Source organism: Umbribacter vaginalis (assembly GCA_001552935.1).
GTDB lineage: Bacteria > Actinomycetota > Coriobacteriia > Coriobacteriales > Eggerthellaceae > Berryella > Berryella vaginalis.
In genome coordinates this window covers 196,387-221,153 of sequence record KQ959677.1, presented here as the reverse complement: position 1 = coordinate 221,153, position 24,767 = coordinate 196,387, and the positions used below count along the sequence as shown (strand labels likewise).

Genomic DNA, 24,767 nt, shown 5'->3' with positions numbered 1-24,767 from the left:
CAGTGTATGCGCGTCTATAGTGTGCTCGTATGTGCTTTATGAACAGTCATTATAGCTAAATTGCCTTACGCGTTAAACCGTTTCACTGAAAGAGCATGTGAAAACTTTTCTAGGCGTGTAGCTGAAAATAATACCGCAAGTGGCTTACTGTGAGTAACTATTATAATTCCAATAACAGCCCACACCATATTTAGAAAAATAAGGATTGCCGTTGCGATAGCATGACTTAATCCCCAGTTCATAAGAAAATCCTGAAGCAGGTAGCCCGGAAAGCAATAGTCTGAGATACCGTGAAAGCACATCATGACTAAGCTTCCTTTGCCGCACCATTGCAAAAATTGGGCAAGCATGTTGTTGTGGAGGTCAATCCATTGGCATAGACGGATAATAAGGTAGGAAAAGCACAGTGCATGAAGTATGCTAAGCGGCCCTAAACTTATCTGTCCGTTTACGATATTAACGAAAATACCTGATGATATACAACTTAAACACAAGCACATCATAAGAACAATGAGCCAGAGAGGAGCGCGCTTATTAAAGAGGTTGTATTGTCGGGCTTTATATCCAATATAGATAAAAAACGTTCCCATAAGCGCAGGTTGGATGCTTAAAGGCGCATGGAAAAACAGCATGCTTATCCAACCTATCATAAAGTAGAGAACAATGAGAAGCACGGTGTGGCGTGCTTCAAGAGCTATGCGCACCAAAAGAAACGCGAAACAGAGTGCTGGTAAAAACCATAACAAGCCAATTTGAGGTAGTACTGCAGGGCTATGAACAGGTACTCCAGCGCCATAGAGCAACGCAAGGGGAATTTTACTGATGTTGGCTACGATGGTTTGTTTATCACTGTGCTGCAAAAGCAGTACAGCTGTCAACACAGGAATATATACCAGTCCAACAATCATGTACGGTATCATAAGCTGGCGTAATTTCTGAACAATTGATGAAGAAAAGGCGCGCTTTGTGCTAAAAAAATAGCCGCTTACTATGAAAAAAAGCGGCACATGAAAACCATAGACAACATTATTGATGCTCACTATGCCAAAATGTCCTGAAATAATTGCAAACATTGCAATCGCTTTTGCAATGTCAATGGAGCGAATGCGCGGTTTGGTAGAAGAAGAGGCGCTTGTATGAGAATTAGACGTGTCATCTGCACCACGAACAGGAGTATTTTCACGCATTGAGCAACTATAATGTGGTGTTTTTTCTTCATAGGTAAAGGTAGGTGCTGCTGTACTTGTTACATTCATGGTGTTTATTTGCTTGATTGCCACTGTTTTCCCTTCGACGCAGCGCGCAGTGGCGCTTATTGTTATAGTATAAAGCTAGTTTGATTCCTGATACGTATCGAGAGGGGATTACCATAAATTCTCTGGCTTTATATTGCAAAAAACACTGGTACCGAGCTCTTATTTCTGCACTTGGAGCGCTATTAGCTGCTTTTTTGGTGGTAGGATCTGCTTCAATGTATCGCTATCAAGGTTTCGGTTTTTATAGCGCGCGTCCGCTTATGTCAACATGTGTTTTTATAGGCGTCTTTGTTATTTCTTTTGGTGTGATATATGTATTAAGTATGTGGAATCAGCGTGCTTGTAGCAAACAAGGTGTATTTGGTTTCTTGTTTCACTCTCAGCGTATGATGAAGCAAACAGCAACACAGGCTGGCAATGAGTCTGATACTACCAAGACGCAATGCACCATGAACGCGCTTTATGCTGCCCGCAATGATGAATATAGTTTTTGGCAGTTGATGAAGCGTTATGCATTGCCTGCAACGCTTGTGCTTACGCTTGCATGGTCGTTTTGCTTAATTATTCACTTTCCTGGTACTATCACGTTTGATACCGCCGCACAAATGCTACAAATTGACGGTCTTTCGCCGTGGCGTGCCAACCATCCACCTGCAACAACGGTGCTTTACGGTGCTTTTTTCCTGTTAGGGGATATAATTGGCTCGCGTAATATAGGTTTATTTTTATTTTGCGCTTTGCAGCTTATCGCTACCTCATTTGCGTTTGCAACTGGTTTTGTATATCTGAAATTTCTTGGCGTAAAACACTCTCTTATAGGAGTGTTATTCGTATTTTGCTTAATACTACCCCTGTTTCCTTTAGCAGCTGAGTGCATGACGAAAGATTATACGCTAGCGCTTATATGGGTATTTTGGTTTATTGGCTTTATTGAAGCAGTACGAACGAAAGGACGCATTGCCCAGCGTAATTCATATTGTATATTGATGTTTATTATCAGCTTATTGATGATTTTATCGAAAAAGCCTTCAAGTTATTTAATCATTGTATCAACGCTGGTGTTTTTGCTGTATGCGCGCCGCTCAGGCGTGCGTTTTGTTGTTACAAGTATGCTTAGTGTGCTGGTTTATAGCGTGCTTATCGAAAGCATGCTTTTTAGTGCTTTGGGAATTAAACCTGCTGTGTGGACGGAAATAATGAGCGTTCCTGTTCAGCAAACAGCACGCTATGTTATTCATCATGAACATGAGCTAACGCCAAGCGAACGTGATGCCATCAATGCTGTTCTACCTATTGGCGCAATCGTTAAATTATACGATCCTGAGCTTTCTGACCCTGTGCGCTGGAAGTTTAACAGTCATGCTACACGCGAAGAGTTAGCTCGTTATCTGCAAACATGGGCAGCGTGTATGCTGAAAGATCCAATTGTGTATCTTGAAGCTGTAGCTATGAATACGTACGACTTGTTTTATCCATCTTCGATGCTTGAGCAATTTGAGTGTTTAATACCGTGGGCTAGTGATGATTGGCTTGTTGATTTCTTATTAACGCAAGACACATACGATAGTTCACCTGCAACACGTGCTTTGTTAGTACAGCAGCTTTCACGCATTTATTCTGAACCGTTGCTTGAAGGTGCGCGCGACAATTATAGTGAGTGCTTAAACGATTTAAACGATACGCCTATCGGGAGTATTGTTTTGTCGAAAGCCCTGTATGCAAGCTGGATACCGGGACTAGCGTTGATCGTATATCTCGCACGCCGTAATGGTCGAGCGTTTGTAGCGCATGTACCTATTTTGCTTTCGATACTTATTTTGTGTTTGTCACCGGTCACACAATCGCGCTATATTACACCGTTGTTTTATGTATCGTGGTTTTTAATTGCGCTTATGAGTTTGCCGAAAAGCGCGTGGGTTCGTCCGTGGAATATAGCACGTCAACAAGAAATATAATGTAAGACGAAAGAGAAGAGAGTACGAATCGGCGTGCAGGATGACGCGCCATGTACGAGGAAGTATTATGCAGCACGCACCATTATGCAGGATGAACTACCGTGCATGCTCGTATGTGGAGTAGTTGTTTGCCGAAGAGGGACGTGTTATAGCTTGGTTCATTGCAGTGTGGTATGTTATTCGCTACAGCTGAGCTTTATGGCGCGATAAGAGCCACGCTGTTATGTCTGGAAAACGCAGCAGCGCTTCTTGTGCACCACCGTGATAGTCAAGTTCGCGCGCATCAAAAAATGAATCGTCAAGTACATTGAGCTGCAATAATTCGTCAATTTCATACGAGCTTAAACCTTCTTCGCGGTAAATGTCATACATTTGCCGATAGATGCGCCGCGTTTCATCAGATCCATAAAACGAATCGCTTTCTCCAACCAAAAAATAGATAGGAATGCGCGCTTTACATGTTTGTGCCATGCGTCCGTCCCACTGGGCAGATATTTGTAAATATGCCGTATACAGTTCAGGGTGGAGGGTAATCGCTTGCGTCCATATTTCGCCACCTGATGAAAATCCTGTCACATACACACGCGTGCGATCAACAGGCAAGTCGGCAAGCAATTTTTGTGTTAGTTCAATAGCCTGACGTGATCCGTTTTCGCCCCAATCTTCCAATTGAGCTGATGCAACGATAAGCTCTTCGTCAGTGTTATCCCATGCTGTTACAATCGGCTCGAGTAAATTTTCATCACGGTAGTCTTCCCCATGCCACATAGCATCAAGTCCTGGCAGTGCAATTACCAGCGGATATGTTTTTCCGTCTTGGTAATGTTCGGGCAGCTTATACGAGTAGCGAATAGGTAAATGTTTACTGTCTTCAAACTGAGTTGACACAAATTCTCCGCGCGCCGCATTAATAAGTTCAAGATGTTTCTTTTCGCTGGGAATATTGATGTCAAGGTCGTTATTGTTTTGTTCGATCTCGTCAAATTCGTAACCAGGCGTATGGTAGCCAAGTTTTTCATATGAGCTTTGCTGAGTATCGCAAGCACTTAAAGTACAGCTGAGGGGCACTATGCACGCAAGTGCGAGTACAAAGGTAGAAACCAAATGACGATGTTTGTGCATGTGAGCATCTCACTTACTAGTATGCAAGAAAAAGGGCATGAACACACACCCTTTTTCGTTTTATATAACTGTCACTTCATCAGCGTGCGTATTGTTGGTAATGAGGCACGTATAGTTTACAGCGAGATAAGTGTTTTGTGAAAAAACAAATCGGAATCAAGCTCTGGATGAAACGTGCAGGCAATTTGATTGTCTTGTTGAACTGCAACAGCGCTCTCGTTGTATTGCATAAGCACTTCTACATGAGCTCCACAGCTCGTTATACGCGGTGCACGTATAAACGTCGCAGGAAGTTCACGTCCAGCACGGGCACAATAAAGCTGCGTGTGAAAACTAGATAACTGACGTCCATATGCATTACGCTGAACGCATACGTTGAGCGTTTGAAATCCTTCAACAGCAAGCCGTTTGTTCGCTGCGCTCTCGTTTAATCCTTGTAAATCACCAGTTCCATCAATGGTTTTTGCAAGTAAAATGAGACCAGCGCAGGTAGCAAGCGTTGGCATACCCTGTTCTATACGTTCTTTGAGCGTATCAAACAGCCGCAAGTCGTGCAAAAGACGCGATTGTGCAGTCGATTCTCCACCAGGTAAAACAAGCGCATCAATATCGCTTGTTATATCAGAGCGGTTTCTAATTTCAATGCACGTGCACCCCAGTGCATCAAGTGCATGCTTGTGCTCAATAAACGCTCCTTGAACACATACAATGCCAACGTGTTTTTTCATGTGTTACCTTTGCTTATTCCCCGCGCTGTGCCATCAAAATTTCTATTTCTTGCTCATTTATACCTACCATTGCTTCACCTAAATCTTCAGAAATTTCAGCAAGAAGAGATGCATCATTGAAATTGGTAACTGCTTTTACGATAGCTGCAGCACGTTTTGCGGGGTTTCCGCTCTTGAAAATGCCGCTACCAACAAATACACCTTCTGCACCGAGTTGCATCATAAGAGCTGCATCGGCTGGTGTTGCTACACCCCCTGCCGCAAAGTTTACGACTGGTAGCTTGGCGTGTTCATGCACGTATTGTACCAAGTCAAGAGGCACTTGTAGACGCTTTGCTTCTTCAAAAAGTTCATCGGTGCGCAGTGAAGCAACGTGGCGAATTTCGCTTTGGATAAGACGCATGTGCGATACTGCCTGTACAACATCACCTGTTCCAGGCTCACCTTTCGTGCGGATCATCGATGCACCTTCGGCAATACGACGCAGTGCTTCACCTAAGTTACGAGCGCCACATACAAAAGGAGCTTCGAATTGCGTTTTGTCGATATGATAGATGTTGTCAGCAGGGGAGAGCACTTCAGATTCGTCGATATAGTCGATATTGAGCGCTTCAAGAATGCGTGCTTCCATGAAATGCCCAATGCGGCATTTTGCCATCACAGGAATGCTTACGGCTTCTTGGATGCCTTTGATCATCTTTGGGTCGCTCATGCGACTAACGCCACCTGCAGCACGTATATCAGCAGGAATGCGCTCCAGTGCCATAACAGCACATGCTCCTGCAGCTTCTGCAATACGTGCCTGTTCAGGAGTAGTGACATCCATAATAACGCCGCCTTTAAGCATGGCGGCTAAATTTCTGTTTACAAAAATGCGATCAGTATCCACAGCTCCTCTTTCCTCTTTTTGATTGTGCGCACATCATTGTACCTTGTGTAGAGAGTTTTAACACATCAGTGGTTTAAACGCTCCGTATCTATAATAAAACTATCCCACCTCATAAATTAAGCACATAGGTGCGTTGTTACCATTTTGGGCGTTCAGCGTCGTGGTGTGTGTATTAAAACAGCATGAAGATATGTGCCAGCAGAAAGCCGATAAATCCGCAACACGGAAAAGTAAGAACCCAGGCAAGCACCATATGTTCAGCAACCTGCCACCGCACACGACGTATACTATGAGCTGCACCAACACCCATAATAGAGGCAGTTGATGCATGAGATGTTGACACAGGCATACCTGTCATGCTTGCAATAAAAAGCGTAATGATGGTGCTGCTTGTTGCTGCTGCACCTTGATGTTTTTCAAGTTTCACCATATCCATGGCTACCGATTTAATGATGCGGCGCCCGCCTAAAAACGTTCCGAGTGAAATGGCAAGCGAGCAAATAACCATAAACCATAAAGGGAACGTTGATGTAGAAAACTCTTCTGCGCCAAAGGAAAGTGCAATGCCTAGCATACCGATAGACATAAACTTTTGTCCGTCTTGTGCACCGTGTAAAAACGAGAGAAGCGCTGCATTTATGTTTTGTACAATGCGAAAAGTGCGTTCAGCCCGCTTACGGTCGAGAAACGCAAAAACTTTCTCAATTATGCGCAGTATCAGCCAGCCAGCTATAAAGCCTGCAGCTAATGAAAATACCATTCCATAGATAACTTTAACCCACTCAGCTGCAACAACGCCTTGAATACCGTTAAGCGCGATGGCGCCTCCGGTAATGCCTGCAATCAGCGAGTGCGATTTTGATGCTGGTATGCCGAAAAACCAGCACACAATTCCCCAGATAATTGAGCCAATCATGGCTGCTTCAAGTGCAAGTAGAGCATGGTGAGTATCGCCGTTAAAATTGACCATTGAAAACATGGTGTGTGCTACGGCAGTTGAAATGTACGTCATGCCAATAATGCCTACTAAATTGAAAACTGCAGCTACGATAAGCGCACATCCTGGCGTCATACAGCGTGTTGATACCGCTGTTGCAATAGCATTTGGCGCATCGGTTGCACCTGATATAACAGTAACTCCAAGAACGAGCAAGATTATTACAGCAAGCGTTGGATAGGCAATAACTTGTTCAAGAAACGCAGCTAATGAAAGATCCATGAGTCTCCTTGGAGGTAGTAGTATGTTTCTTCGTAGTTAAGCAGTGACATTTTACAGCAGAAATGAACAACATCAGTGCTTTTTTGTGAGCTTTTCAGAAATATACGAAATATTTCATGTTTGATGTTACAGCGCGTTATGCGTTTGTCTTAGGTATTTTTCTTAGACATTTCTGGTGCTTTGTAGTTTCCGTAAACGTGTGGGTGTGTGCACTATTCATGCGGTGCTGTCGATATAATAAAATTTCAACAGAAAGGAAGAGCATGGCACTTGATCTTGACGCACTCAATTCAGCACAACGCGAAGCCGTACTGTGTACTGAGGGTCCGCTTTTGGTACTAGCAGGAGCTGGATCTGGAAAAACTCGTGTATTAACCTATCGTATTGCGTATCTTATGCAAGAGAAAGGTGTTTTTCCGTGGAATATTTTAGCGATTACGTTTACCAATAAAGCAGCGCGTGAAATGCGTGAGCGTTTAGCTAAGCTTGTTGGCAATGAAGCAAGTGGCATGTGGGTATCAACATTTCATAGTATGTGCGTTCGCATGTTACGAGCGCACGCTGAGCGCCTGGGTTTTTCGCGTGATTTTACTATTTATGATGATGCTGATTCAAACCGTCTTGTGAAAGATATTTGCAAAGAGCTTGACCTTGATCCTTCTCGCTATCCTATTAAAGCGCTTCGTTCTCGCATATCAAAAGCGAAAAATGAATTAATTGTACCCGGTAATTATGTTGTGAGCGAACACGATCCTATCGATCAGGCAACAAAACGTGTGTATGAAATGCTGCAAGAGCGCTTGAAAAAATCAAATGCATTTGATTTTGATGATTTGCTTTTATACGCCAACTTATTGCTAAAAAATAATTCCGATATTTGCTATGCCTATCAAGACCGCTTTCGGTATATTTTGGTTGATGAGTACCAAGATACGAACCATGCGCAGTACACCTTGTGTTCTATGCTGGCTGCGCGATTTAAAAACCTGATGGTAGTAGGCGATGACGACCAATCAATTTATTCATGGCGCGGCGCTGATATTCGCAATATTTTAGAGTTTGAACACGATTATGCATCATGTCATACCGTGCGCCTAGAGCAAAATTATCGCAGTAATGGAAATATTTTAGCTGCAGCAAATGCTGTTATTGCGAACAATACTAACCGCAAAGCGAAAACGCTATTTACCAACGGGCCTGATGGCGATCCTCTTATGATATATGCTGCTCAAGATGAGCGCGATGAAGGGCGCTGGATTGCTGGGCGCATAGAGCTTTTTCACGACTCGGGCATTTCATATAACGATATTGCGGTATTTTATCGCACTAATGCACAAAGCCGTATGTTAGAAGATATGTTCTTGCGATCAGGTGTTCCGTATCGCATAGTTGGTGGAACGCGCTTCTTTGAACGTCAAGAGATTATGGATGTCATGGCTTATCTTTGTTTGTGTGTCAATCCTGCTGATGATATTGCAGCAAAACGAGTTATTAACACACCTCGACGGGGTATTGGTAAAACAACTATTGAACATATTGAAGCGCTTGCACGCACCTTTGATATAAGCTTCGTAGAAGCACTCCGTATAGCTCCAGCTGAACTTTCGCTGCGCGCAAAAGTAACACAATCGATTAACGACTTTCTTAATGTGCTTCAGGTTTCAAAGGGAGAATTCCCAAATTTACGTGCGCAAATTCAAGCTATTATCGATGCAGCTGGCATTATAACTGCCTATCAGCGTGAAGGAACCGACGAAGCACTTTCACGTATTGATAACATTAAAGAGTTGTTAGGCGTATGCGATGAATTTATGGATACGCATGCAACCGATGAAGTGTTTTTTGAAGCACCAGGTGTTGAGTTATCTGTTCAATCGTTTAATGACGATGGCGTTGCAGCTACGCAAAACGTCGCTGGTGTAGATGCTGATACTATGACACCTGATAGCGCGCCTGTTGCCGTTTCTGAAGTTGCTCCTGATTCCGCTTCTGATGCCGATACGCCTGAAATTCATCTTTTGCGCAGCGATTCACTCGCCGATTTTGTAGAATGGGTGCGCTTGCGTACCGATCTTGATAGCGAAGCGCAGGGTGATGCTGCGGTTACGCTTATGACTATTCATGCGTCTAAAGGTCTTGAATACAAATGTGTATTTGTTTCGGGCATGGAAGATTCCATTTTCCCGACTCAACGTGCACTTTTCGATCACGAATCTCTTGAAGAAGAGCGCCGCTTAGCTTATGTTGCTATTACGCGTGCGCGTGAGAAGCTTATTTTGACGCACGCGCAGCAACGTACGCTCTACGGTGAAACTCATTGTAATCCTACATCGCAATTTATTGAGGAAATCCCAGATGCGCTTTGCCGTATGGCAGGTATTGGCTCAGCGGGATTTAGCGGAAGCGGTTGGGAGAAGCGCGGAAGTAGACATGGTATTGCAGGTTCGGGATGTGAAGCAGGAGCAGGAGGCGTGTTCCACGTTTCGAGTGCTCATGGTGCTGCCGAACGTATTCGTGAAAAAGCAGGTCGTGCTATGAGCGTTCAAACAAATCGTTCGCAGTCGAAACATTTTGAACCAGGCGATAGAGTAAGTCACAAAATTTATGGTGAAGGAAAAGTAACACGCGTTGTTGGCGATTCTATGTATGTTCGTTTTACAAGTGGTAAGCTGAAGAAATTGCTCGTTGATTTTGCACCAGTTGTTAAAATTTCGTAACACACAAATGGCTTATTCATGCGTATAGTGATTAGATATTTTTTGTAATAGTGTGTGTTGCAGCATTGCGTGTATTAACACGTGCATAAAAGCCTTAGGTGGTATTGCGCTGTGGCGTGTGCTGTCATACTTCGAACAAAGGAGCTTCGTATGCCCCCCGTTATTGTTGTCGGACACAAAAACCCTGATAATGATGCCATAAGTGCTGCGTATGCGTATGCGTATTTAAAAAACGAACTTGAGCGCCGCACTCGAAATAATGCGTCTGATAACGCAGCCGATATATGTTCAGATGCAGCTGAACCAACCTATATCCCATGTCGCTTAGGGCCGCTTCCTCCTGAAACGCAAGGGGTGTTTGAGCGTAATAATCTTGAAGCACCTCGGCTTATTTCACATGTTCACACGCGTATTTGTGATGTTATGACACGTAATCCCTATTGTATTTCGCGCTCAGCAACGCTTATGGATGCAGGGCGTATGCTGCGCCGTTACAACGTTCGTGCGCTTATCGTTACTAACGACGACAACACGTATGCTGGCCTTATTACAACACGCATGATTGCTGAGCGCTATATTGCAGCCACGGATTTGCTTGACGATAATAAAACGCAAGATGACGTTGCGCATAATTTATTGGCATCGCTCAACGAAAGCGTTGCTGACGTGCTGGAAACTGATGTTCTTATTCTGGAAGAAGATCTTATTTTGAGCGAAGTGGTTGACGATATTATGGCGTCTTCGCTGCGTGAAGCTGTCGTGCTTGATGAAGCGGGGTATGTGCGCGGTATTGTTACGCGCTCTGATATTGCAAAACCACATTCGCGTCAAGTAATTTTAGTAGATCACAACGAGCGCAGGCAGGCAGCTGCGGGTATTGATGAAGCGTCGGTAGTTGAGATTATCGATCATCACCGTATTGCAGATATTACAACCTCAAACCCCATAAAATTCTTGAATATCCCCGTTGGTTCGTCGGCAACTATTGTAACGATGGAGTTTCAGCGTGAAGGCGTAGACATCCCGCGTGCTATTGCAGAAGTGCTGCTATCGGCCGTAATGACCGATACTGTTATGTTAAAGTCGCCCACAACAACACAGACCGATCATGAAATTGCACGCTATTTGGCTGATATTATTGGCTGCGATGCACTTGAATTTGGGCTCGCTGTGTTTCAGTTTCGTGGTGATGATGCGCAGATGCCCATCGAGCGCTTTGTAGGCGCAGACGCAAAAGAGTTTCAGATGGGGGATAGAATTGTTCTAATTGCGCAACATGAAACTGTTAATTTACCTGCCTGTATAGAGCGTGAAGATGAAATTCGTCAGGAAATGAAGCGTTTGCTTGCTCAGGGGCAGTATGAATTTGTGCTCTTGATGCTTACTGACATTATGCAAGAAGGCACCCAGCTGATGTGCGAAGGCAATCGCGACCTTGTAAATCGTATCTTTAATATTAGTTGTAGCGGGCAAGGCGGAACGTGGATGCCAGGTGTGCTTTCTCGCAAGAAGCAAATTGCAGCACGCGTATTAGGTTCATAAGCGCACGTTACACGCATTTCTTACACATCCCGTGGCTTGCACACCTTTGTTGCGCGGCGCTGATAAAGGCTTCGTTGCTGCGCAATGAACGTACTCCCAATCAGTATCGTGCTGGGTTGCGTTTCTGTAGCTCAGTAGTGGCACCCGCACCACAGTGCTTAAACTGCGTTTTTAGAAGCTGTCATACAAGCACTTGTACACGTGTTTATGTAATTTTTTTGGAGATGTTTTTTCTTATGCGGGATTGTTGCTCCTTAAAGCGCAATTTACCTGCATATTTAAGGTAAACGTGAGTAGATACTCCCGGGTGCGTGGCGTTTGACAAGCCTGATGGCGGGTGTTAATTTGCCAAAGCACCAATAAATGGGTACTGCTGTATGTGCGCATGTATTGGCTGATCGCGTTTGCAGTTGTTCATTCGTATGAACCACATCGTACCCGCGACAATATGCCTGTACAACGTGCTTGTTTAAAGACCGATATGCTCTGCGTTTCATACAGTATTAGTGTTGGATTTCGTTACAAAGGAGAGAAACGTTGCCTACAATTAACCAGTTGGTTCGTAAGGGCCGCCAACAGCAGGTTGACAAGAAAAAGACTCCTGCTTTAAAGGGCAACCCACAAAAGCGTGGTGTATGCACGCGTGTTTACACTACAACGCCGAAAAAGCCTAACTCAGCTTTGCGTAAGGTTTGCCGTGTTCGTCTTGTAAATGGCATGGAAGTAACCGCTTACATTCCTGGCATTGGACACAACCTCCAAGAGCACTCAATGGTGCTTATTCGTGGTGGCCGTGTAAAAGACCTGCCAGGTGTTCGTTACAAAGTTATTCGTGCAGCTCTCGACTGCTCAGCAGTTGATGGCCGTAAACAGGCTCGTAGTCGTTATGGTGCTAAGCGCCCTAAATAGTAATCGATAAGTCGCACGGGTATATTACCTAATGGTTTGCGGTTAAGTAAAACCCAAATCAGAAGTGCGCACAAGGAAATGGAGATCATATGCCGCGTCGTGCAGCAGCTATCCGACATGATGTTGTGCCGGATGTCAAATTTAACAATCGTTTGGTTACCCAGCTTATTAATAAGGTATTGCTTGATGGTAAAAAATCACTTGCCGAAAATATTGTGTATGGTGCCTTCGATCTTATTCAAGAAAAAACAGGCGAAGATCCTTTAGCGGTATTTAAGAAAGCTATGGACAACGTTCGTCCAACACTTGAAGTAAAACCCAAGCGTGTTGGTGGTGCAACCTATCAGGTTCCTATGGAGGTGCCAACGCGTCGTGCAACTACTCTTGCAATTCGTTGGATTGTTGACTTTTCTCGCAAACGTCGTGAACACACGATGCGTGAGCGTCTTGCTAACGAAATTCTTGAGGCAGCAGAAAATCAAGGCGCTTCGGTAAAGCGTCGTGAAGACCTCTACAAGATGGCCGAGTCTAACCGTGCGTTCTCGCACTATCGTTTCTAAGGAGTTAGGCAATGGCTAAAACTTCACTGAAAGATACGCGCAATATTGGTATTATGGCGCATATTGACGCTGGTAAAACAACTACTACTGAGCGTATCTTGTATTACACTGGTAAAACTCACAAAATTGGTGAGGTCCATGATGGCGCAGCTACGATGGACTGGATGGTTCAAGAGCAAGAGCGCGGTGTAACCATTACCTCTGCTGCTACTACGTGTTACTGGGAAAAAGAGGGTAAGAAATACCGCATTCAGATTATTGACACCCCTGGTCACGTAGACTTTACCGCCGAAGTTGAGCGCTCGCTGCGCGTTTTGGACGGCGCAGTTGCCGTGTTTGATGCTGTTGCCGGTGTTCAGCCGCAGTCTGAAACGGTTTGGCGTCAAGCAACGCGCTACAACGTTCCTCGTATTGCCTACATTAACAAGTACGACCGCGTTGGAGCCGATTTCTTCCACGCTATCGACACTATGCATGATCGTCTTGGAGCAAAAGCAATTGCTGTTCAGCTGCCAATGGGCTCTGAGGAAAATTTCTGGGGCGTTGTTGACCTAGTAACGATGACAGCGTGGGACTTCAAAGCCGATGACAAAGGCATGACATATCCTGAAGCTATGGATGCCATCCCTGCTGAGTTTGCTGATGAAGCGGCTCGTCGTCATCAGGAACTCGTTGAGTGTGCTGCCGATTGTGACGAAGCGCTCATGGAAAAAGTTTTGATGGATGAAGAAGTAAGCGTTGATGAGCTTAAAGCTGCCTTGCGTAAAGGCACTATCGCGTGTGAAATTCATCCTGTATTTGTAGGTTCTTCTTATAAGAACAAAGGCGTTCAGGAAATGCTCGATGGCGTGGTAGATTATCTGCCAAGCCCGGTTGATGTACCTGCAATTGGTGGCGTTAACCCTGATACAGGCGCTGAAGATTCTCGTCCTTCCGATGAGAAAGCACCGTTTGCAGCGCTTGCGTTCAAGATTATGACCGACCCCTTTGTTGGAAAACTCACCTATTTCCGCGTGTATTCAGGCAAACTTGACTCTGGTAGCTATGTCGTAAATGCTACGAAAGGCAAGCGCGAGCGCATCGGACGTATTCTTGAGATGAACTCAAACCAGCGTCTTGATGTTGATACCTGCTATGCAGGCGACATTGTTGCTGCTGTTGGTTTGAAAGATACCACCACTGGGGACACCTTGTGCGATGAGAACGCTCCTATCATTTTGGAGTCGATGGAGTTCCCTGATCCTGTTATCGATATTGCTGTTGAGCCAAAAACCAAAGCTGAACAGGATAAAATGGGCATTGCGCTTCAGAAACTGGCTGAAGAAGATCCAACATTCCGCGTAACAACAAACCAGGAAACAGGTCAAACGATTATTGCAGGCATGGGCGAGCTTCATCTTGAAATTATCGTTGATCGTTTGCTGCGTGAATTTAAGGTTGAAGCAAACGTTGGTAAGCCGCAGGTTGCATATCGTGAAACGGCAACGCAACCGGTTATGGGTGCTGAAGGAAAATTTGTCCGCCAAAGCGGTGGTCGTGGTCAATACGGTCATGCCATTATCAACATGTACCCACAAGAGCAGGGCAAAGGCTATGAATTTGAGAACAAAATCGTTGGTGGTGTTGTTCCGAAAGAATACATTACTCCTGTTGATAAGGGAATTCAGGAAGCACTTAATTCAGGCGTGTTAGCAGGATACCCTGTTGTTGACATTCGCGTTGAGCTGGTTGATGGTTCGTATCATGAAGTTGACTCTTCTGAAGCAGCCTTTAAGATTGCTGGTTCTATGGCAATAAAAGACGCGCTGCGCAAATCGAAGCCTGTTATTCTTGAGCCTATGATGGCTGTTGAAGTAGAAACGCCTGAAGAGTACATGGGCGATGTAATGGGCAACCTCTCATCGCGTCGCGGCCAAATTCAAGGCATGGGTGATCGCGGAAACGCGAAGATCATCAGCGCTAAAGTGCCTCTGTCTGAGATGTTTGGTTATGCAACCGACTTGCGTTCAACAACACAAGGACGTGCTTCTTACACGATGCAGTTCGACTCATACGAGCCTGTTCCAAAAAATGTTGCAGATGAAATTATTAGTAAGGCCGGCGGAAACGCTTCCTAGAGCGTACTTCCTATACTATTGGAGGAAAACAAGTGTTAAATCAAAAGATACGTATCCGTCTTAAAGGCTATGATCACGAAATCGTTGATCAGTCAACAAAGTTGATTGTTGATACAGCCTTAAAAACGGGTGCTAAGGTATCGGGTCCTATTCCTTTGCCAACTGAGCGCAACCTCTTTACGGTTGTGCGTGGACCTCACGTAAACAAAGACTCACGTGAACAATTTGAAATGCGTACGCACAAGCGTTTGATCGATATTCTCGAGCCAACAGCCAATACCGTTGACTCACTGATGCGCCTTGATCTTCCTGCTGGTGTTGATATCGAGATTAAGCTGTAAGGGGGTGGCTGTACATGATTAAAGAAGTATTTGGAAAAAAACTTGGCATGACTCAATTGTTTAATGACAACGATGAAGTTGTTGCAGTAAGCGTTATCGCTGTTGAACCGAACGTTGTTACTCAGCTGCGTACCACAGACACCGATGGCTATGAAGCAGTACAGCTTGGCTTTGGCGCTATTAAAGAACATAAAGTGAACAAGCCTATGGCTGGACATTTCAAAAAACAGGGCGCTCCTGCTCGCCGTTATTTGCGTGAAGTACGTGTTGATGCCGCATCCGATCACAAAGTAGGGGAAGAAGTTGGTCTTTCTGCATTTACTGACGTGAAAAAAGTTGACGTTACAGGCATTAGCAAGGGTAAAGGTTTCGCAGGTGTTATGCGCCGCTATGGCTTTGCTGGTGGTCCGGGTGGACACGGTGCACATTTCCATCGCGCACCTGGTTCAGTAGGTCAGTGCGCAACGCCATCCCGCGTGTTTAAGGGTGTTCGTTTGCCGGGACACATGGGTTGCGATCGTGTAACGGTTAAGAATTTGGAAGTTGTGCGTATCGACGAAGAATCGAATGTAATTCTTGTTAAAGGCGCAATTCCTGGTGGTAAAAACGGCATCGTCCGCATTCGTATGGCGTAACGTTTAGCTTAGAGATCCCCAAAAGGAGTTAAATTATAATGACTAAGATTGAGATCAAGGACGCTGCAGGAAAGGCTGATGGCTCAGTAGAGCTTAATCCTGCTGTGTTCGCTATTGAGCCTAACGTACCTGTAATGCATCAGGTTGTGCGCTCACAGCGAGCTTCTTGGCGTCAAGGAACACATAACACCCGCACGCGCGGTGAAGTAAGTGGCGGCGGTAAAAAGCCGTGGAAGCAAAAGGGAACAGGTCGTGCTCGTCAAGGTTCTATCCGTTCACCTCAATGGTGCGGCGGTGCTGTTGTATGGGGACCACATCCTCGTTCCTATGCATTTAGTGTGAACAAGAAAGAAGTGAAACTTGCCATGCGTTCGGTGCTTTCAGCGAAACTTGCTGATCAGCAGCTGTTTGTAGTAAGCAATTTTGACTTCGACACACCATCCACTAAAGCTGCTATTGCTGCTCTTCGCGCGCTTGGCGTTGAAGGTCGTGCGACAGTTGTTATTGGTAATGAAGACGTGAACGCTTTCTTATCGTTTAGAAACGTTCCAAAAGTAAACATTTTACCTGTTGCTGAAGCTAATACCTATGAGTTGCTCGATAACAAGGCGCTTATTTTTACTGCTGAAGCTCTCAAGCGTATCGAGGAGGTGCTTAGCTAATGTCTAACGCGCGCGAAATCATCATTCGTCCTATTATTACGGAACATACTTACGATTTAATGGAGCATCACACGTATACGTTTGAGGTTGCTAAAACAGCAAACAAAATTCAAATTGCAAAAGCGGTTGAAGAAATCTTTAACGTTAAAGTGGTAAAGGTTAATACCCTGAGTGTTAAGCCAAAAAAGAAGCGTGTTCGTATGGCTCAAGGTCTTACGCGTAGCTGGAAAAAAGCTATGGTAACGCTTAAAGATGGCGATTCAATCGAAATCTTTGCTTCATAGCACTCGTGCTACCATACTTCGTTATAGTAGAAAGCACTCCTTTGCATAAGCAGGGGAGTGCCTTTTCATTATGTAAGAAGGAGGCCCTGTGTCTCGTATAAATACAAGCGAATCGAGCCGCCCGACGCTGTTTCCCTATAAGCACATTTTGCTTATTGCTAACCCTGCATCGTGTAATGGCAGAACAAAACATCTTATTGATCAGATTGCCGCGCGCATGAAAGACGTGTTGCTTGGCGCTCAATCTATCGAGGTTGTACAAACTAGTTACCCAGGTCATGCTCTTGAAATTGCGTGTCAACTGCAAGATATCGATTGCGTGTGCGTGCTGGGTGGCGACGGAATTGCTCACGAAGTTGTGAACGGCTTAATGCACCTAAGCAACGAAAGTCGCCCGTGTTTTGCAGTAATTTCTAACGGATCTGGGAACGACTTTGCGCGCAGCTTAGGCATGCCACACCTTGCGCAGGCGTGCGTTGACGCTTTGATGCATGCTCAAGAAACGCGGGTTGACCTTGGTCTTTGTAATGGACACTATTATCTTGAAACCATCTCGTTTGGCATTGATGCTGCTATTGCCGAGCAAAGTGTTGAATTGCGTAAGAAAACTAACTTAGCTGGAGCGGCTCTGTATGCTGCTGCTGGTTTTGACCAGCTCAAAAATCATCGCGAAACGTACAAGGTTCACTTACGCGTTGATGGCGCGCCTGCTGTTGTTGCGCACGTTCACTTGCTGGCTATTCAAAATGGAAAAACGTATGGTGGCGGCTTTTGTATTGCACCTGATGCAAACATTGCAGATGGCATACTGGATGCGTGTTGGGTTGACGGCCCTCAGGCCTTTGTTCCAGCGCTGCGTACCTTCCTTATGGCGAAACATGGAAAGCACATCAACCGACCAGGCGTTCATTTTCTAAGCGGCAGAACCTTCGATTTAGTGTTTGAGCAAACGCCTCCCGTGCAAATTGACGGCGAGTATTTTGAGGGCAGTCGCTTTTCAATTAGCGTTGCTCCCAGTGCTTTGCGTGTGTTGAAAGTGTCGCAAACGACGTAACATGTTTGTGCGCTGCGTGTATGTTTCTTGATGCGTGTAATTATATATTGTATAACGCGCAAGTAAGTTTTTTTGCATCCCGCGTGCAAACGGCGTTATGCCTTTAGTAATGATAGCTGCACCAAGATCAATACGGTATCCTCGTGTATGCGCCTCTACGAGCAATACAATAATGCGGCAGTGAGCCTGTAAGGTGTAGCCATCGCACAAACAGCTGCATGGGGGCACGCCGCACCGCTGATGATTCTTCAGTTATGTTGTTTCAGTGGAATTCCATTTCTTCTTCAAGATATGCTTGAGTGCATGTAATGCAGCACGTATACTGCTTATTTGTGTCTGTGGTGGTTATGGATACACCCGGGCGCGTGGATTGCGGCGTCTTAAGATATGCCCTCATCATAGCTTTACAGGCAATCGTAATTCACAAGGTAAAGATGATCTTTGGTGTACGACGAGGCGTGCGAGCAAAGGTCACGGTTCAGCTTGATGTGCGCAAACGCGTCAAGCTATGAAAGGAATCTCAGATATGGGAGTCAAGCAGTACAAGCCCACGAGCCCTGGACGTCGTTTTCAGATGGTTTCCGACTTTGCGGAAGTCACACGAACAACGCCTGAAAAGTCGCTCTTGGCACCGCTTTCTAAGAAAGCGGGTCGTAACAACAATGGTCGTATTACTACACGTCATCAAGGTGGCGGTCATAAGCGCCGTTATCGTATCATCGACTTTAAGCGTCGCAAAGATGGTGTCGTAGCAAAAGTTGCTACCATTGAATACGATCCAAACCGCAGTGCGCGTATCGCTCTTCTTCACTATGCAGATGGTGAAAAGCGCTACATCTTGCACCCGAAAGGTTTGCATGTGGGAGACGTTGTGTTAAGTGGCCCTGAGGCTGACATTAAGCCTGGTAACACCTTGCCACTTGCAAACATCCCTGTTGGTACGCTTATTCATGCAGTTGAGCTTCAGCCTGGTCGCGGAGCAGCACTTGCTCGTTGTGCAGGTACAAGCATTCAGCTTATGGGTAAAGAAGGCAAATATGCCATTTTGCGTATGCCATCAAGTGAAATGCGTCGTGTTTTGTTAACATGCCGTGCAACAGTCGGCGAAGTTGGCAACGCAGAACATGCAAATATCAAGATCGGTAAAGCTGGTCGTAGCCGCTGGTTAGGCATTCGTCCTACCGTTCGTGGTACCGTTATGAACCCTGTTGATCACCCCCATGGTGGTGGTGAAGGTAAGAACAAGTCTTCGGGTCGTCATCCTGTGTCACCCTGGGGCGTTCCAACTAAGGGTCATCGTACGCGTAATCCTAAGAAGGCTACCAGCCGCTTGATTATTCGTCGTCGTAAGAAATAGCGTCAAGAACTAAGGAGCAATAGTGAGCAGAAGTTTAAAGAAAGGGCCTTTTGTTGAGCCGCGCCTTCTTGGTCGTATTGAGGCTATGAACGAGGCCGGAAAAAAAGAGGTTATAAAAACCTGGTCGCGTGCATCTACTATCTTCCCTGAGATGGTTGGACACACGATTGCCGTGCATGACGGGCGCAAACATGTGCCAGTATATGTTACTGAGTCGATGGTTGGGCATAAATTAGGAGAGTTTTCTCCGACCCGTACATTTAAGGGTCATGCCGCCGATAAGCGCAAATAGGAAGGGTGAAAAATGGAAGCTAAAGCTGTTGCACGCTATGTGCGTGTTTCGCCCCGTAAGGCGCGTATCGTTGTAGACCTGGTACGTGGCAAATCGGTTGTGCGTGCGCAAGAAATTTTGGCATATACCAATCGTGCTATCGCTGAGTGTGTTGAAAAAACACTCAATTCGGCAGTTGCGAATGCCGAAAATGTACATAATGTTCGTGCTGATTTACTGTATGTGAAAGAAGCTTTTGTAAACGAGGGTCCTACGATGAAGCGTATTCGTCCCCGTGCAAAAGGCTCAGCTGCACGTATTCGTAAACGTTCGAGTCATATTACCATTATCGTTGCAACACGAGAGGAGGATTAAAGTCTTATGGGTCAAAAAGTAAGCCCTACCGGTTTTCGTCTTGGCATTACGGAAAATTGGCGTAGCCGTTGGTATGCAAACAAAGAGTATGCAAAGTCTCTTGAAAATGACCAGGCTATTCGTAATTTTCTTTCGAAAGAATTAGTACGCGCTGCAATTTCTCGTATCGAAATTGAACGTGCAGGAGACAAAACCAAAGTTATTATCGTTACTGCCCGCCCTGGTGTTGTAATTGGTAAAAAAGGATCAGAAATCGATTCTTTGCGCAAAAAGCTGCAATCGATTGCTGTCGGTACTGTGTCAGTTGAGGTTTTGGAAGTTAAGCGTCCCGAGCTCGATGCAATTTTGGTTGCTCAGTCGATCGCCGAACAGCTTGAAGGCCGCGTTGCTTTCCGTCGCGCTATGCGCAAGGCAGTACAGTCTGCTATGAAAAGCGGTGCAAAGGGCATTCGTATTCAGTGTTCAGGTCGTTTAGGCGGTGCAGAAATGAGCCGTCGTGAATGGTATCGTGAAGGTCGCGTGCCTTTGCATACTCTGCGCGCCAAGATCGATTATGGATTTGCAACTGCTGCAACTACCATGGGTTCAATTGGTGTTCAAGTGTGGATTTATCACGGAGAAGTTCTCCCTGGTCAGAAAGCTCCACAGCCTGCGCTCGAAGGCAGCGCTCGTCCTTCACGTTCGCGCCGTGGCGCTGGACGTGCCGATCGCTCTGAGAGGGGTGCTAAGTAAATGCTCGTACCTAAGCGTGTTGCGCACCGTAAGGTGCAGCGTGGTTCCATGAAAGGCGCAGCCAAAGGTGGAACGCGTTTGAATCATGGTCAATTTGGCATTCAGGCACTTGAAGCTGCATGGATTACGAACCGTCAGATAGAGGCAGCTCGTATTGCTATGACGCGTGAAATGAAGCGTGGTGGTAAAGTTTGGATCACCATCTTCCCTGATAAGCCTATTACTAAAAAACCTGCTGAAACCCGTATGGGTTCCGGTAAAGGTAACCCTGAGGCATGGGTGGCGGTTGTAAAACCGGGCCGTATTATGTTCGAAGTTGGCGGCGTTGAGCCTGAGGTTGCTCACGAAGCACTTCGTCTTGCGGTTAATAAATTGCCTATCAAGTGCAAGATTGTAACTCGTGAGACAGAAGGGCGGGAATAAATGAAAGCGAAAGAAATTCACGAGCTTTCCGCCGAAGATTTGCAGGCAAAGCTAAAAGATGCGCGCGCAGAGTTATTTAACTTGCGTTTTCAAATGGCAACAAGTCAGCTTGATAACACAGCGCGTCTTGGACAAGTCAAAACCGACATTGCTCGTATCCAGACTGAGATGCGCGCCCGCGAGCTTAAAGCTCTTAATTAGCGCGGGTTTTAGGAAGGTAGAATATCATGACTGAAAAACGCAATTATCGTAAGACGCGTCAGGGTGTTGTGGTAAGCGACGCTAATGACAAAACATGCGTTGTGGAAATCAAGGAGCGCAAGCCGCATCCCATTTACGGTAAGATGATGACCACAACTAAGAAGTTTCATGCCCATGACGAACATAATGAAGCCCATATCGGTGACACAGTTTCTATTATGGAAACTCGTCCGCTTTCTAAAATGAAGCGTTGGCGCCTCGTTAAAATTGTCGAAAAAGCTCAGTAGTAGGCGTAAGTTTCTCGTTTACTCGTGTGAAGAAAGTTAGGTAATCAGATGATTCAGGCGCAAACCATGCTGACAGTTGCCGATAACTCTGGTGCTCGTAAAGTTATGTGCATTAAGGTTCTTGGTGGTACTGGTCGTCGCTATGCTGGTCTTGGCGATGTCATTATTTGTGCAGTAAAAGAAGCTATTCCTAACGCGAATGTAAAGAAAGGCGATGTTGTTCGCTGCGTAGTTGTTCGCGTGAAAAAGGAAGTTCGCCGCAATGACGGTTCGTATATTCGCTTCGATCAGAACTCTGCTGTTCTTATTAACGAAGATGGATCGCCTCGCGGTACGCGTATTTTCGGGCCTGTTGCTCGTGAATTGCGCGACAAGAAGTATATGAAAATTGTGTCTTTGGCACCAGAAACACTGTAAGGAGGTGCACTTATGAGTGGTTTGAAAATTAAAAAGGACGATCTTGTTCAAGTTATCGCTGGTAAAGATAAAGGCAAACAAGGCAAAGTTCTTCGTGCTCTTCCTTCTGAAAACAAAGTTGTTGTTGAAGGCATCAATATTGCGAAGAAAGCTGTTCGTCCAACACAGCAAAACCCCCAGGGTAGTATTTCTTCTGTTGAAGCACCACTTCATGTGTCTAATGTAGCACTGATTGATCCGTCAACTAAAAAGCCTACGCGCGTGGGCTATCGTGTAAAAGATGATGGTACGAAAGTGCGTGTAGCACGCCCATCGGGAAAAGATCTCGACTAGTACGTGCTTAAAACGTTATGACCCTCCTGTGCTTTCAGGAGGGACCGAGGGTTGGAAATCCTCAGTTTAATTCATCGGAAAGGAATGTAAATGACACCTCGTTTGAAGGAACTTTACAAAACAAAAGTTGTTTCACAACTGGAAAAAGAGCTTGGTGTAAGCAATGTAAATCAAGTTCCACGTCTTCAGAAAATTGTTGTAAACATGGGAGTAGGTAAAGCTGCAAGCGATTCGAAGTTGCTTGACGGTGCGATTGCCGATTTACGTGCAATTACCGGACAGCAGCCATGCGTTACGCGTGCACGCAAGTCAATCGCTGGTTTTCATGTTCGTGAAGGCCAGGCAATTGGCGCTAAAGTAACGCTTCGTGGCGATCGCATGTGGGAATTCCTTGATCGTCTTTTGTCAACGGCGCTTCCTCGTGTACGCGACTTCCGTGGTATTTCTCCTAAAAGCTTCGATGGCCGTGGTAACTATTCATTGGGTATTACTGAGCAACTTATCTTCCCTGAAATTGATTATGATAAGATTGATCGTACGCGCGGCATGGACATTACCTTTGTTACGAATGCAGGTTCTAACGAAAATGCCCTTGCACTGTTAAAGGCACTTGGTTTCCCATTTAAAGATGTTGAAACTGCATAATGCCGCTGTATCAAACGAATTTTGAGACAAACGTACATGTCTTACATGAGAAAGAAGGAATTTAATGGCTAAGAAGTCGATGATCGCCAAAGCCAAGCGTGAGGCTAAATTTTCAACGCGCGAACATAATCGCTGCACACGTTGTGGTCGTCCTCGTGCTTTTTATCGCAAGTTTGGCTTGTGCCGTGTGTGCCTGCGTGAACTTGCCAATAAAGGCGAGCTTCCTGGCGTAACCAAGTCGTCTTGGTAAGAGACATTTGGCAGACGTTTGGGATGTGCCCTTACTCAGGCGCATGCATTAAGGGTGTAAGCGAACCGAGTGATGTGGTTCATCATGAATAAAAGGAGAATCTAAATGACAATGACCGACCCTATAGCAGATATGCTTACGCGTATACGTAATGCACATTCTGCAGGCAAAGACTCTGTGTCTATGCCTTCGAGCAAAAAGTTGGTTGAAATTGCTCGCATTATGCAGCAAGAGGGTTATATCACAAGCTTTGAAGTAGTAGCTGGTGATCCCCGCAGCAGTCTTGATATCGTTTTGAAGTATGGCGATAAGAAATCGCGTACAATTCGTGGTATTAAGCGTATTTCTAAACCAGGTTTGCGCATTTATGCAGGAAAAGATGAACTTCCACGCGTATTAGGCGGACTTGGAACGGCAATTATTTCTACAAGCCAGGGTGTGATGGCAGATCGCGATGCTCGTAAATTGGGCATCGGTGGTGAAGTTATCGCATACGTCTGGTAGGAAAGGGGAGCGAGGTTAAGTATGTCCCGCATAGGAAAACAGCCCGTAGCCATTCCAGCCGGCGTAACGGTTACAATTAACGGTTCCCAGGTAACGGTAAAGGGTGCAAAAGGTGAGCTGGTACGCGAGTTTCCAGCACACGTTCGCATAAGCGAACAAGACAATCATATTATTGTTGAGCGCGTAGACGATTCTCGTGAAGCTCGTAGTTTCCATGGATTGGTGCGCTCGCTGCTCGCGAATATGGTTGAAGGTGTTTCAACTGGTTTTCAAAAGAAGCTCCAGTTAGTAGGTGTTGGATACCGTGCAGCACTTAAGGGCAAAAATCTTGAGTTGCAGCTTGGTTATTCACATCCAGTATTAGTAGAAGCAACGGAAGGCATCAGCTTTGAAGTTCCTTCTCAAACTGAAATTATCGTTCACGGCATTAGCAAAGAGCACGTTGGACAGGTCGCGGCTGACATTCGCAAGTGGCGTAAACCCGAGCCTTATAAGGGCAAAGGTATTCGCTACGATGGTGAATATGTACGTCGCAAGCTTGGTAAAGCCGGTAAGGGCGAATAACGCTGCCTTGTAAAAAGAGCATGTAAAGATTGAAAGGGAATTCTTTATGAATAGCAATTTTTTAAAGAGGCAAAGCGGACTTTCCCGTCGTCATCGTCGCGTTCGCGCTAAGGTGTCGGGAACGGCAGCTCGTCCTCGCTTGTGCATTACGCGCAGTAATGCCAATATGTATGTTCAGGTAATCGATGATGTAGCACGCAAAACATTATGCGGTGCATCTACCTTAGGTCCTGAATTCAAAGAAACAGGCAAAAAAGCTGCAACAGTGGAAGGTGCTTATGCTTTAGGTGAGATCATCGCTAAAAAAGCAGTAGCTCTGAAGCTTGAAGAAGTTGTTTTTGACCGTGGCGGTAATTTATATCACGGACGCGTTAAGGCAGTAGCTGAAGGCGCGCGCAGTGCTGGTCTGAAGTTCTAG

At 45.5% G+C, this 24,767-nt stretch carries 30 protein-coding genes; 25 read left to right on the top strand and 5 right to left on the bottom strand.

Going from position 1 to position 24,767, the window contains the following annotated elements:
- Positions 1-65: 65 nt before the first annotated feature.
- Complete coding sequence (locus HMPREF3190_RS02725) at positions 66-1,256, bottom strand: acyltransferase family protein (protein WP_449676062.1); 1,191 nt, start codon at positions 1,254-1,256, stop codon at positions 66-68.
- 260 nt (positions 1,257-1,516) lie between these two features.
- On the opposite strand from HMPREF3190_RS02725, the gene HMPREF3190_RS02720 reads away from it, so the two are divergent.
- Entirely contained in the window at positions 1,517-3,211 is a 1,695-nt protein-coding gene (locus HMPREF3190_RS02720; RefSeq protein ID WP_449676060.1) for a DUF6020 family protein, read from the top strand.
- Between the two features lie 183 nt (positions 3,212-3,394).
- Here HMPREF3190_RS02720 and HMPREF3190_RS02715 read toward each other — a convergent pair whose 3' ends face one another.
- From HMPREF3190_RS02715 to HMPREF3190_RS02700, 4 genes are all read right to left on the bottom strand, one after another.
- Entirely contained in the window at positions 3,395-4,333 is a 939-nt protein-coding gene (locus HMPREF3190_RS02715; RefSeq protein WP_066780109.1) for a prolyl oligopeptidase family serine peptidase, read from the bottom strand.
- 116 nt (positions 4,334-4,449) lie between these two features.
- Positions 4,450-5,061 (bottom strand): pyridoxal 5'-phosphate synthase glutaminase subunit PdxT, encoded by a 612-nt coding sequence (gene pdxT, locus HMPREF3190_RS02710; RefSeq protein ID WP_066780108.1) that lies wholly within the window; start codon positions 5,059-5,061, stop codon positions 4,450-4,452.
- 13 nt (positions 5,062-5,074) lie between these two features.
- Entirely contained in the window at positions 5,075-5,950 is an 876-nt protein-coding gene (gene pdxS / locus HMPREF3190_RS02705; protein WP_082715101.1) for a pyridoxal 5'-phosphate synthase lyase subunit PdxS, read from the bottom strand.
- A gap of 172 nt (positions 5,951-6,122) precedes the next feature.
- Positions 6,123-7,169, bottom strand: coding sequence for an inorganic phosphate transporter (locus HMPREF3190_RS02700; protein ID WP_066780107.1), 1,047 nt, complete (start codon positions 7,167-7,169; stop codon positions 6,123-6,125).
- Between the two features lie 263 nt (positions 7,170-7,432).
- On the opposite strand from HMPREF3190_RS02700, the gene HMPREF3190_RS02695 reads away from it, so the two are divergent.
- The 24 genes from HMPREF3190_RS02695 to rplR all read left to right on the top strand — a co-directional run bounded on the left by HMPREF3190_RS02695 (position 7,433) and on the right by rplR (position 24,767).
- Positions 7,433-9,886, top strand: a complete 2,454-nt coding sequence (locus HMPREF3190_RS02695; RefSeq protein ID WP_066780105.1) for an ATP-dependent helicase — start codon at positions 7,433-7,435, stop codon at positions 9,884-9,886.
- Positions 9,887-10,036: 150 nt separating this feature from the next.
- Complete coding sequence (locus tag HMPREF3190_RS02690; protein WP_066780104.1) at positions 10,037-11,428, top strand: putative manganese-dependent inorganic diphosphatase; 1,392 nt, start codon at positions 10,037-10,039, stop codon at positions 11,426-11,428.
- A gap of 537 nt (positions 11,429-11,965) precedes the next feature.
- Complete coding sequence (rpsL, locus tag HMPREF3190_RS02685) at positions 11,966-12,337, top strand: 30S ribosomal protein S12 (RefSeq protein WP_066780103.1); 372 nt, start codon at positions 11,966-11,968, stop codon at positions 12,335-12,337.
- An 89-nt stretch (positions 12,338-12,426) separates the two neighbouring features.
- Entirely contained in the window at positions 12,427-12,897 is a 471-nt protein-coding gene (gene rpsG / locus HMPREF3190_RS02680) for a 30S ribosomal protein S7 (RefSeq protein WP_066780102.1), read from the top strand.
- 11 nt (positions 12,898-12,908) lie between these two features.
- Positions 12,909-15,014, top strand: a complete 2,106-nt coding sequence (gene fusA, locus HMPREF3190_RS02675; RefSeq protein ID WP_066780101.1) for an elongation factor G — start codon at positions 12,909-12,911, stop codon at positions 15,012-15,014.
- A gap of 32 nt (positions 15,015-15,046) precedes the next feature.
- The gene (gene rpsJ / locus HMPREF3190_RS02670; protein WP_066780100.1) at positions 15,047-15,355 is read left to right on the top strand and encodes a 30S ribosomal protein S10; all 309 of its coding nucleotides are present in this window, start codon (positions 15,047-15,049) and stop codon (positions 15,353-15,355) included.
- 14 nt (positions 15,356-15,369) lie between these two features.
- Complete coding sequence (rplC, locus tag HMPREF3190_RS02665; protein ID WP_066780099.1) at positions 15,370-15,990, top strand: 50S ribosomal protein L3; 621 nt, start codon at positions 15,370-15,372, stop codon at positions 15,988-15,990.
- Between the two features lie 38 nt (positions 15,991-16,028).
- On the top strand, positions 16,029-16,652 hold the full coding sequence (gene rplD, locus HMPREF3190_RS02660) for a 50S ribosomal protein L4 (protein ID WP_066780098.1): 624 nt from the start codon (positions 16,029-16,031) through the stop codon (positions 16,650-16,652).
- Positions 16,652-16,936, top strand: coding sequence for a 50S ribosomal protein L23 (rplW, locus tag HMPREF3190_RS02655; RefSeq protein WP_066780097.1), 285 nt, complete (start codon positions 16,652-16,654; stop codon positions 16,934-16,936). The genes rplD and rplW overlap by 1 nt, the downstream gene beginning before the upstream one ends.
- 88 nt (positions 16,937-17,024) lie before the next feature.
- Complete coding sequence (locus HMPREF3190_RS02650; RefSeq protein ID WP_066780096.1) at positions 17,025-17,990, top strand: diacylglycerol/lipid kinase family protein; 966 nt, start codon at positions 17,025-17,027, stop codon at positions 17,988-17,990.
- A gap of 526 nt (positions 17,991-18,516) precedes the next feature.
- Positions 18,517-19,347, top strand: coding sequence for a 50S ribosomal protein L2 (rplB, locus tag HMPREF3190_RS02645; protein ID WP_066780095.1), 831 nt, complete (start codon positions 18,517-18,519; stop codon positions 19,345-19,347).
- Positions 19,348-19,369: 22 nt separating this feature from the next.
- A complete protein-coding gene (gene rpsS / locus HMPREF3190_RS02640) occupies positions 19,370-19,639 on the top strand; it encodes a 30S ribosomal protein S19 (RefSeq protein WP_066780094.1) in 270 nt (89 codons plus the stop codon).
- Between the two features lie 12 nt (positions 19,640-19,651).
- Positions 19,652-19,993, top strand: coding sequence for a 50S ribosomal protein L22 (gene rplV / locus HMPREF3190_RS02635; protein WP_066780092.1), 342 nt, complete (start codon positions 19,652-19,654; stop codon positions 19,991-19,993).
- Positions 19,994-19,999: 6 nt separating this feature from the next.
- The gene (gene rpsC, locus HMPREF3190_RS02630) at positions 20,000-20,725 is read left to right on the top strand and encodes a 30S ribosomal protein S3 (protein ID WP_066780091.1); all 726 of its coding nucleotides are present in this window, start codon (positions 20,000-20,002) and stop codon (positions 20,723-20,725) included.
- The gene (rplP, locus tag HMPREF3190_RS02625; protein WP_066780089.1) at positions 20,726-21,148 is read left to right on the top strand and encodes a 50S ribosomal protein L16; all 423 of its coding nucleotides are present in this window, start codon (positions 20,726-20,728) and stop codon (positions 21,146-21,148) included.
- Positions 21,149-21,349 carry a 50S ribosomal protein L29 gene (gene rpmC, locus HMPREF3190_RS02620; RefSeq protein ID WP_066780087.1) on the top strand — a complete coding sequence of 67 codons (201 nt, stop codon included), beginning with the start codon at positions 21,149-21,151 and terminating at the stop codon, positions 21,347-21,349.
- Between the two features lie 26 nt (positions 21,350-21,375).
- The gene (gene rpsQ / locus HMPREF3190_RS02615) at positions 21,376-21,636 is read left to right on the top strand and encodes a 30S ribosomal protein S17 (RefSeq protein WP_066780085.1); all 261 of its coding nucleotides are present in this window, start codon (positions 21,376-21,378) and stop codon (positions 21,634-21,636) included.
- Between the two features lie 48 nt (positions 21,637-21,684).
- Positions 21,685-22,053: a 50S ribosomal protein L14 gene (gene rplN, locus HMPREF3190_RS02610; RefSeq protein ID WP_066780083.1), complete on the top strand. Its 369-nt coding sequence runs from the start codon at positions 21,685-21,687 to the stop codon at positions 22,051-22,053.
- Positions 22,054-22,065: 12 nt separating this feature from the next.
- Entirely contained in the window at positions 22,066-22,386 is a 321-nt protein-coding gene (rplX, locus tag HMPREF3190_RS02605) for a 50S ribosomal protein L24 (protein WP_066780082.1), read from the top strand.
- A 90-nt stretch (positions 22,387-22,476) separates the two neighbouring features.
- Complete coding sequence (gene rplE / locus HMPREF3190_RS02600; protein WP_066780081.1) at positions 22,477-23,031, top strand: 50S ribosomal protein L5; 555 nt, start codon at positions 22,477-22,479, stop codon at positions 23,029-23,031.
- A 64-nt stretch (positions 23,032-23,095) separates the two neighbouring features.
- Positions 23,096-23,281, top strand: a complete 186-nt coding sequence (locus tag HMPREF3190_RS02595) for a type Z 30S ribosomal protein S14 (protein ID WP_066780080.1) — start codon at positions 23,096-23,098, stop codon at positions 23,279-23,281.
- Positions 23,282-23,386: 105 nt separating this feature from the next.
- Positions 23,387-23,785: a 30S ribosomal protein S8 gene (gene rpsH / locus HMPREF3190_RS02590; protein ID WP_066780074.1), complete on the top strand. Its 399-nt coding sequence runs from the start codon at positions 23,387-23,389 to the stop codon at positions 23,783-23,785.
- 21 nt (positions 23,786-23,806) lie between these two features.
- Positions 23,807-24,349, top strand: coding sequence for a 50S ribosomal protein L6 (rplF, locus tag HMPREF3190_RS02585; RefSeq protein ID WP_066780073.1), 543 nt, complete (start codon positions 23,807-23,809; stop codon positions 24,347-24,349).
- A gap of 46 nt (positions 24,350-24,395) precedes the next feature.
- Positions 24,396-24,767 carry a 50S ribosomal protein L18 gene (gene rplR / locus HMPREF3190_RS02580; protein WP_066780072.1) on the top strand — a complete coding sequence of 124 codons (372 nt, stop codon included), beginning with the start codon at positions 24,396-24,398 and terminating at the stop codon, positions 24,765-24,767.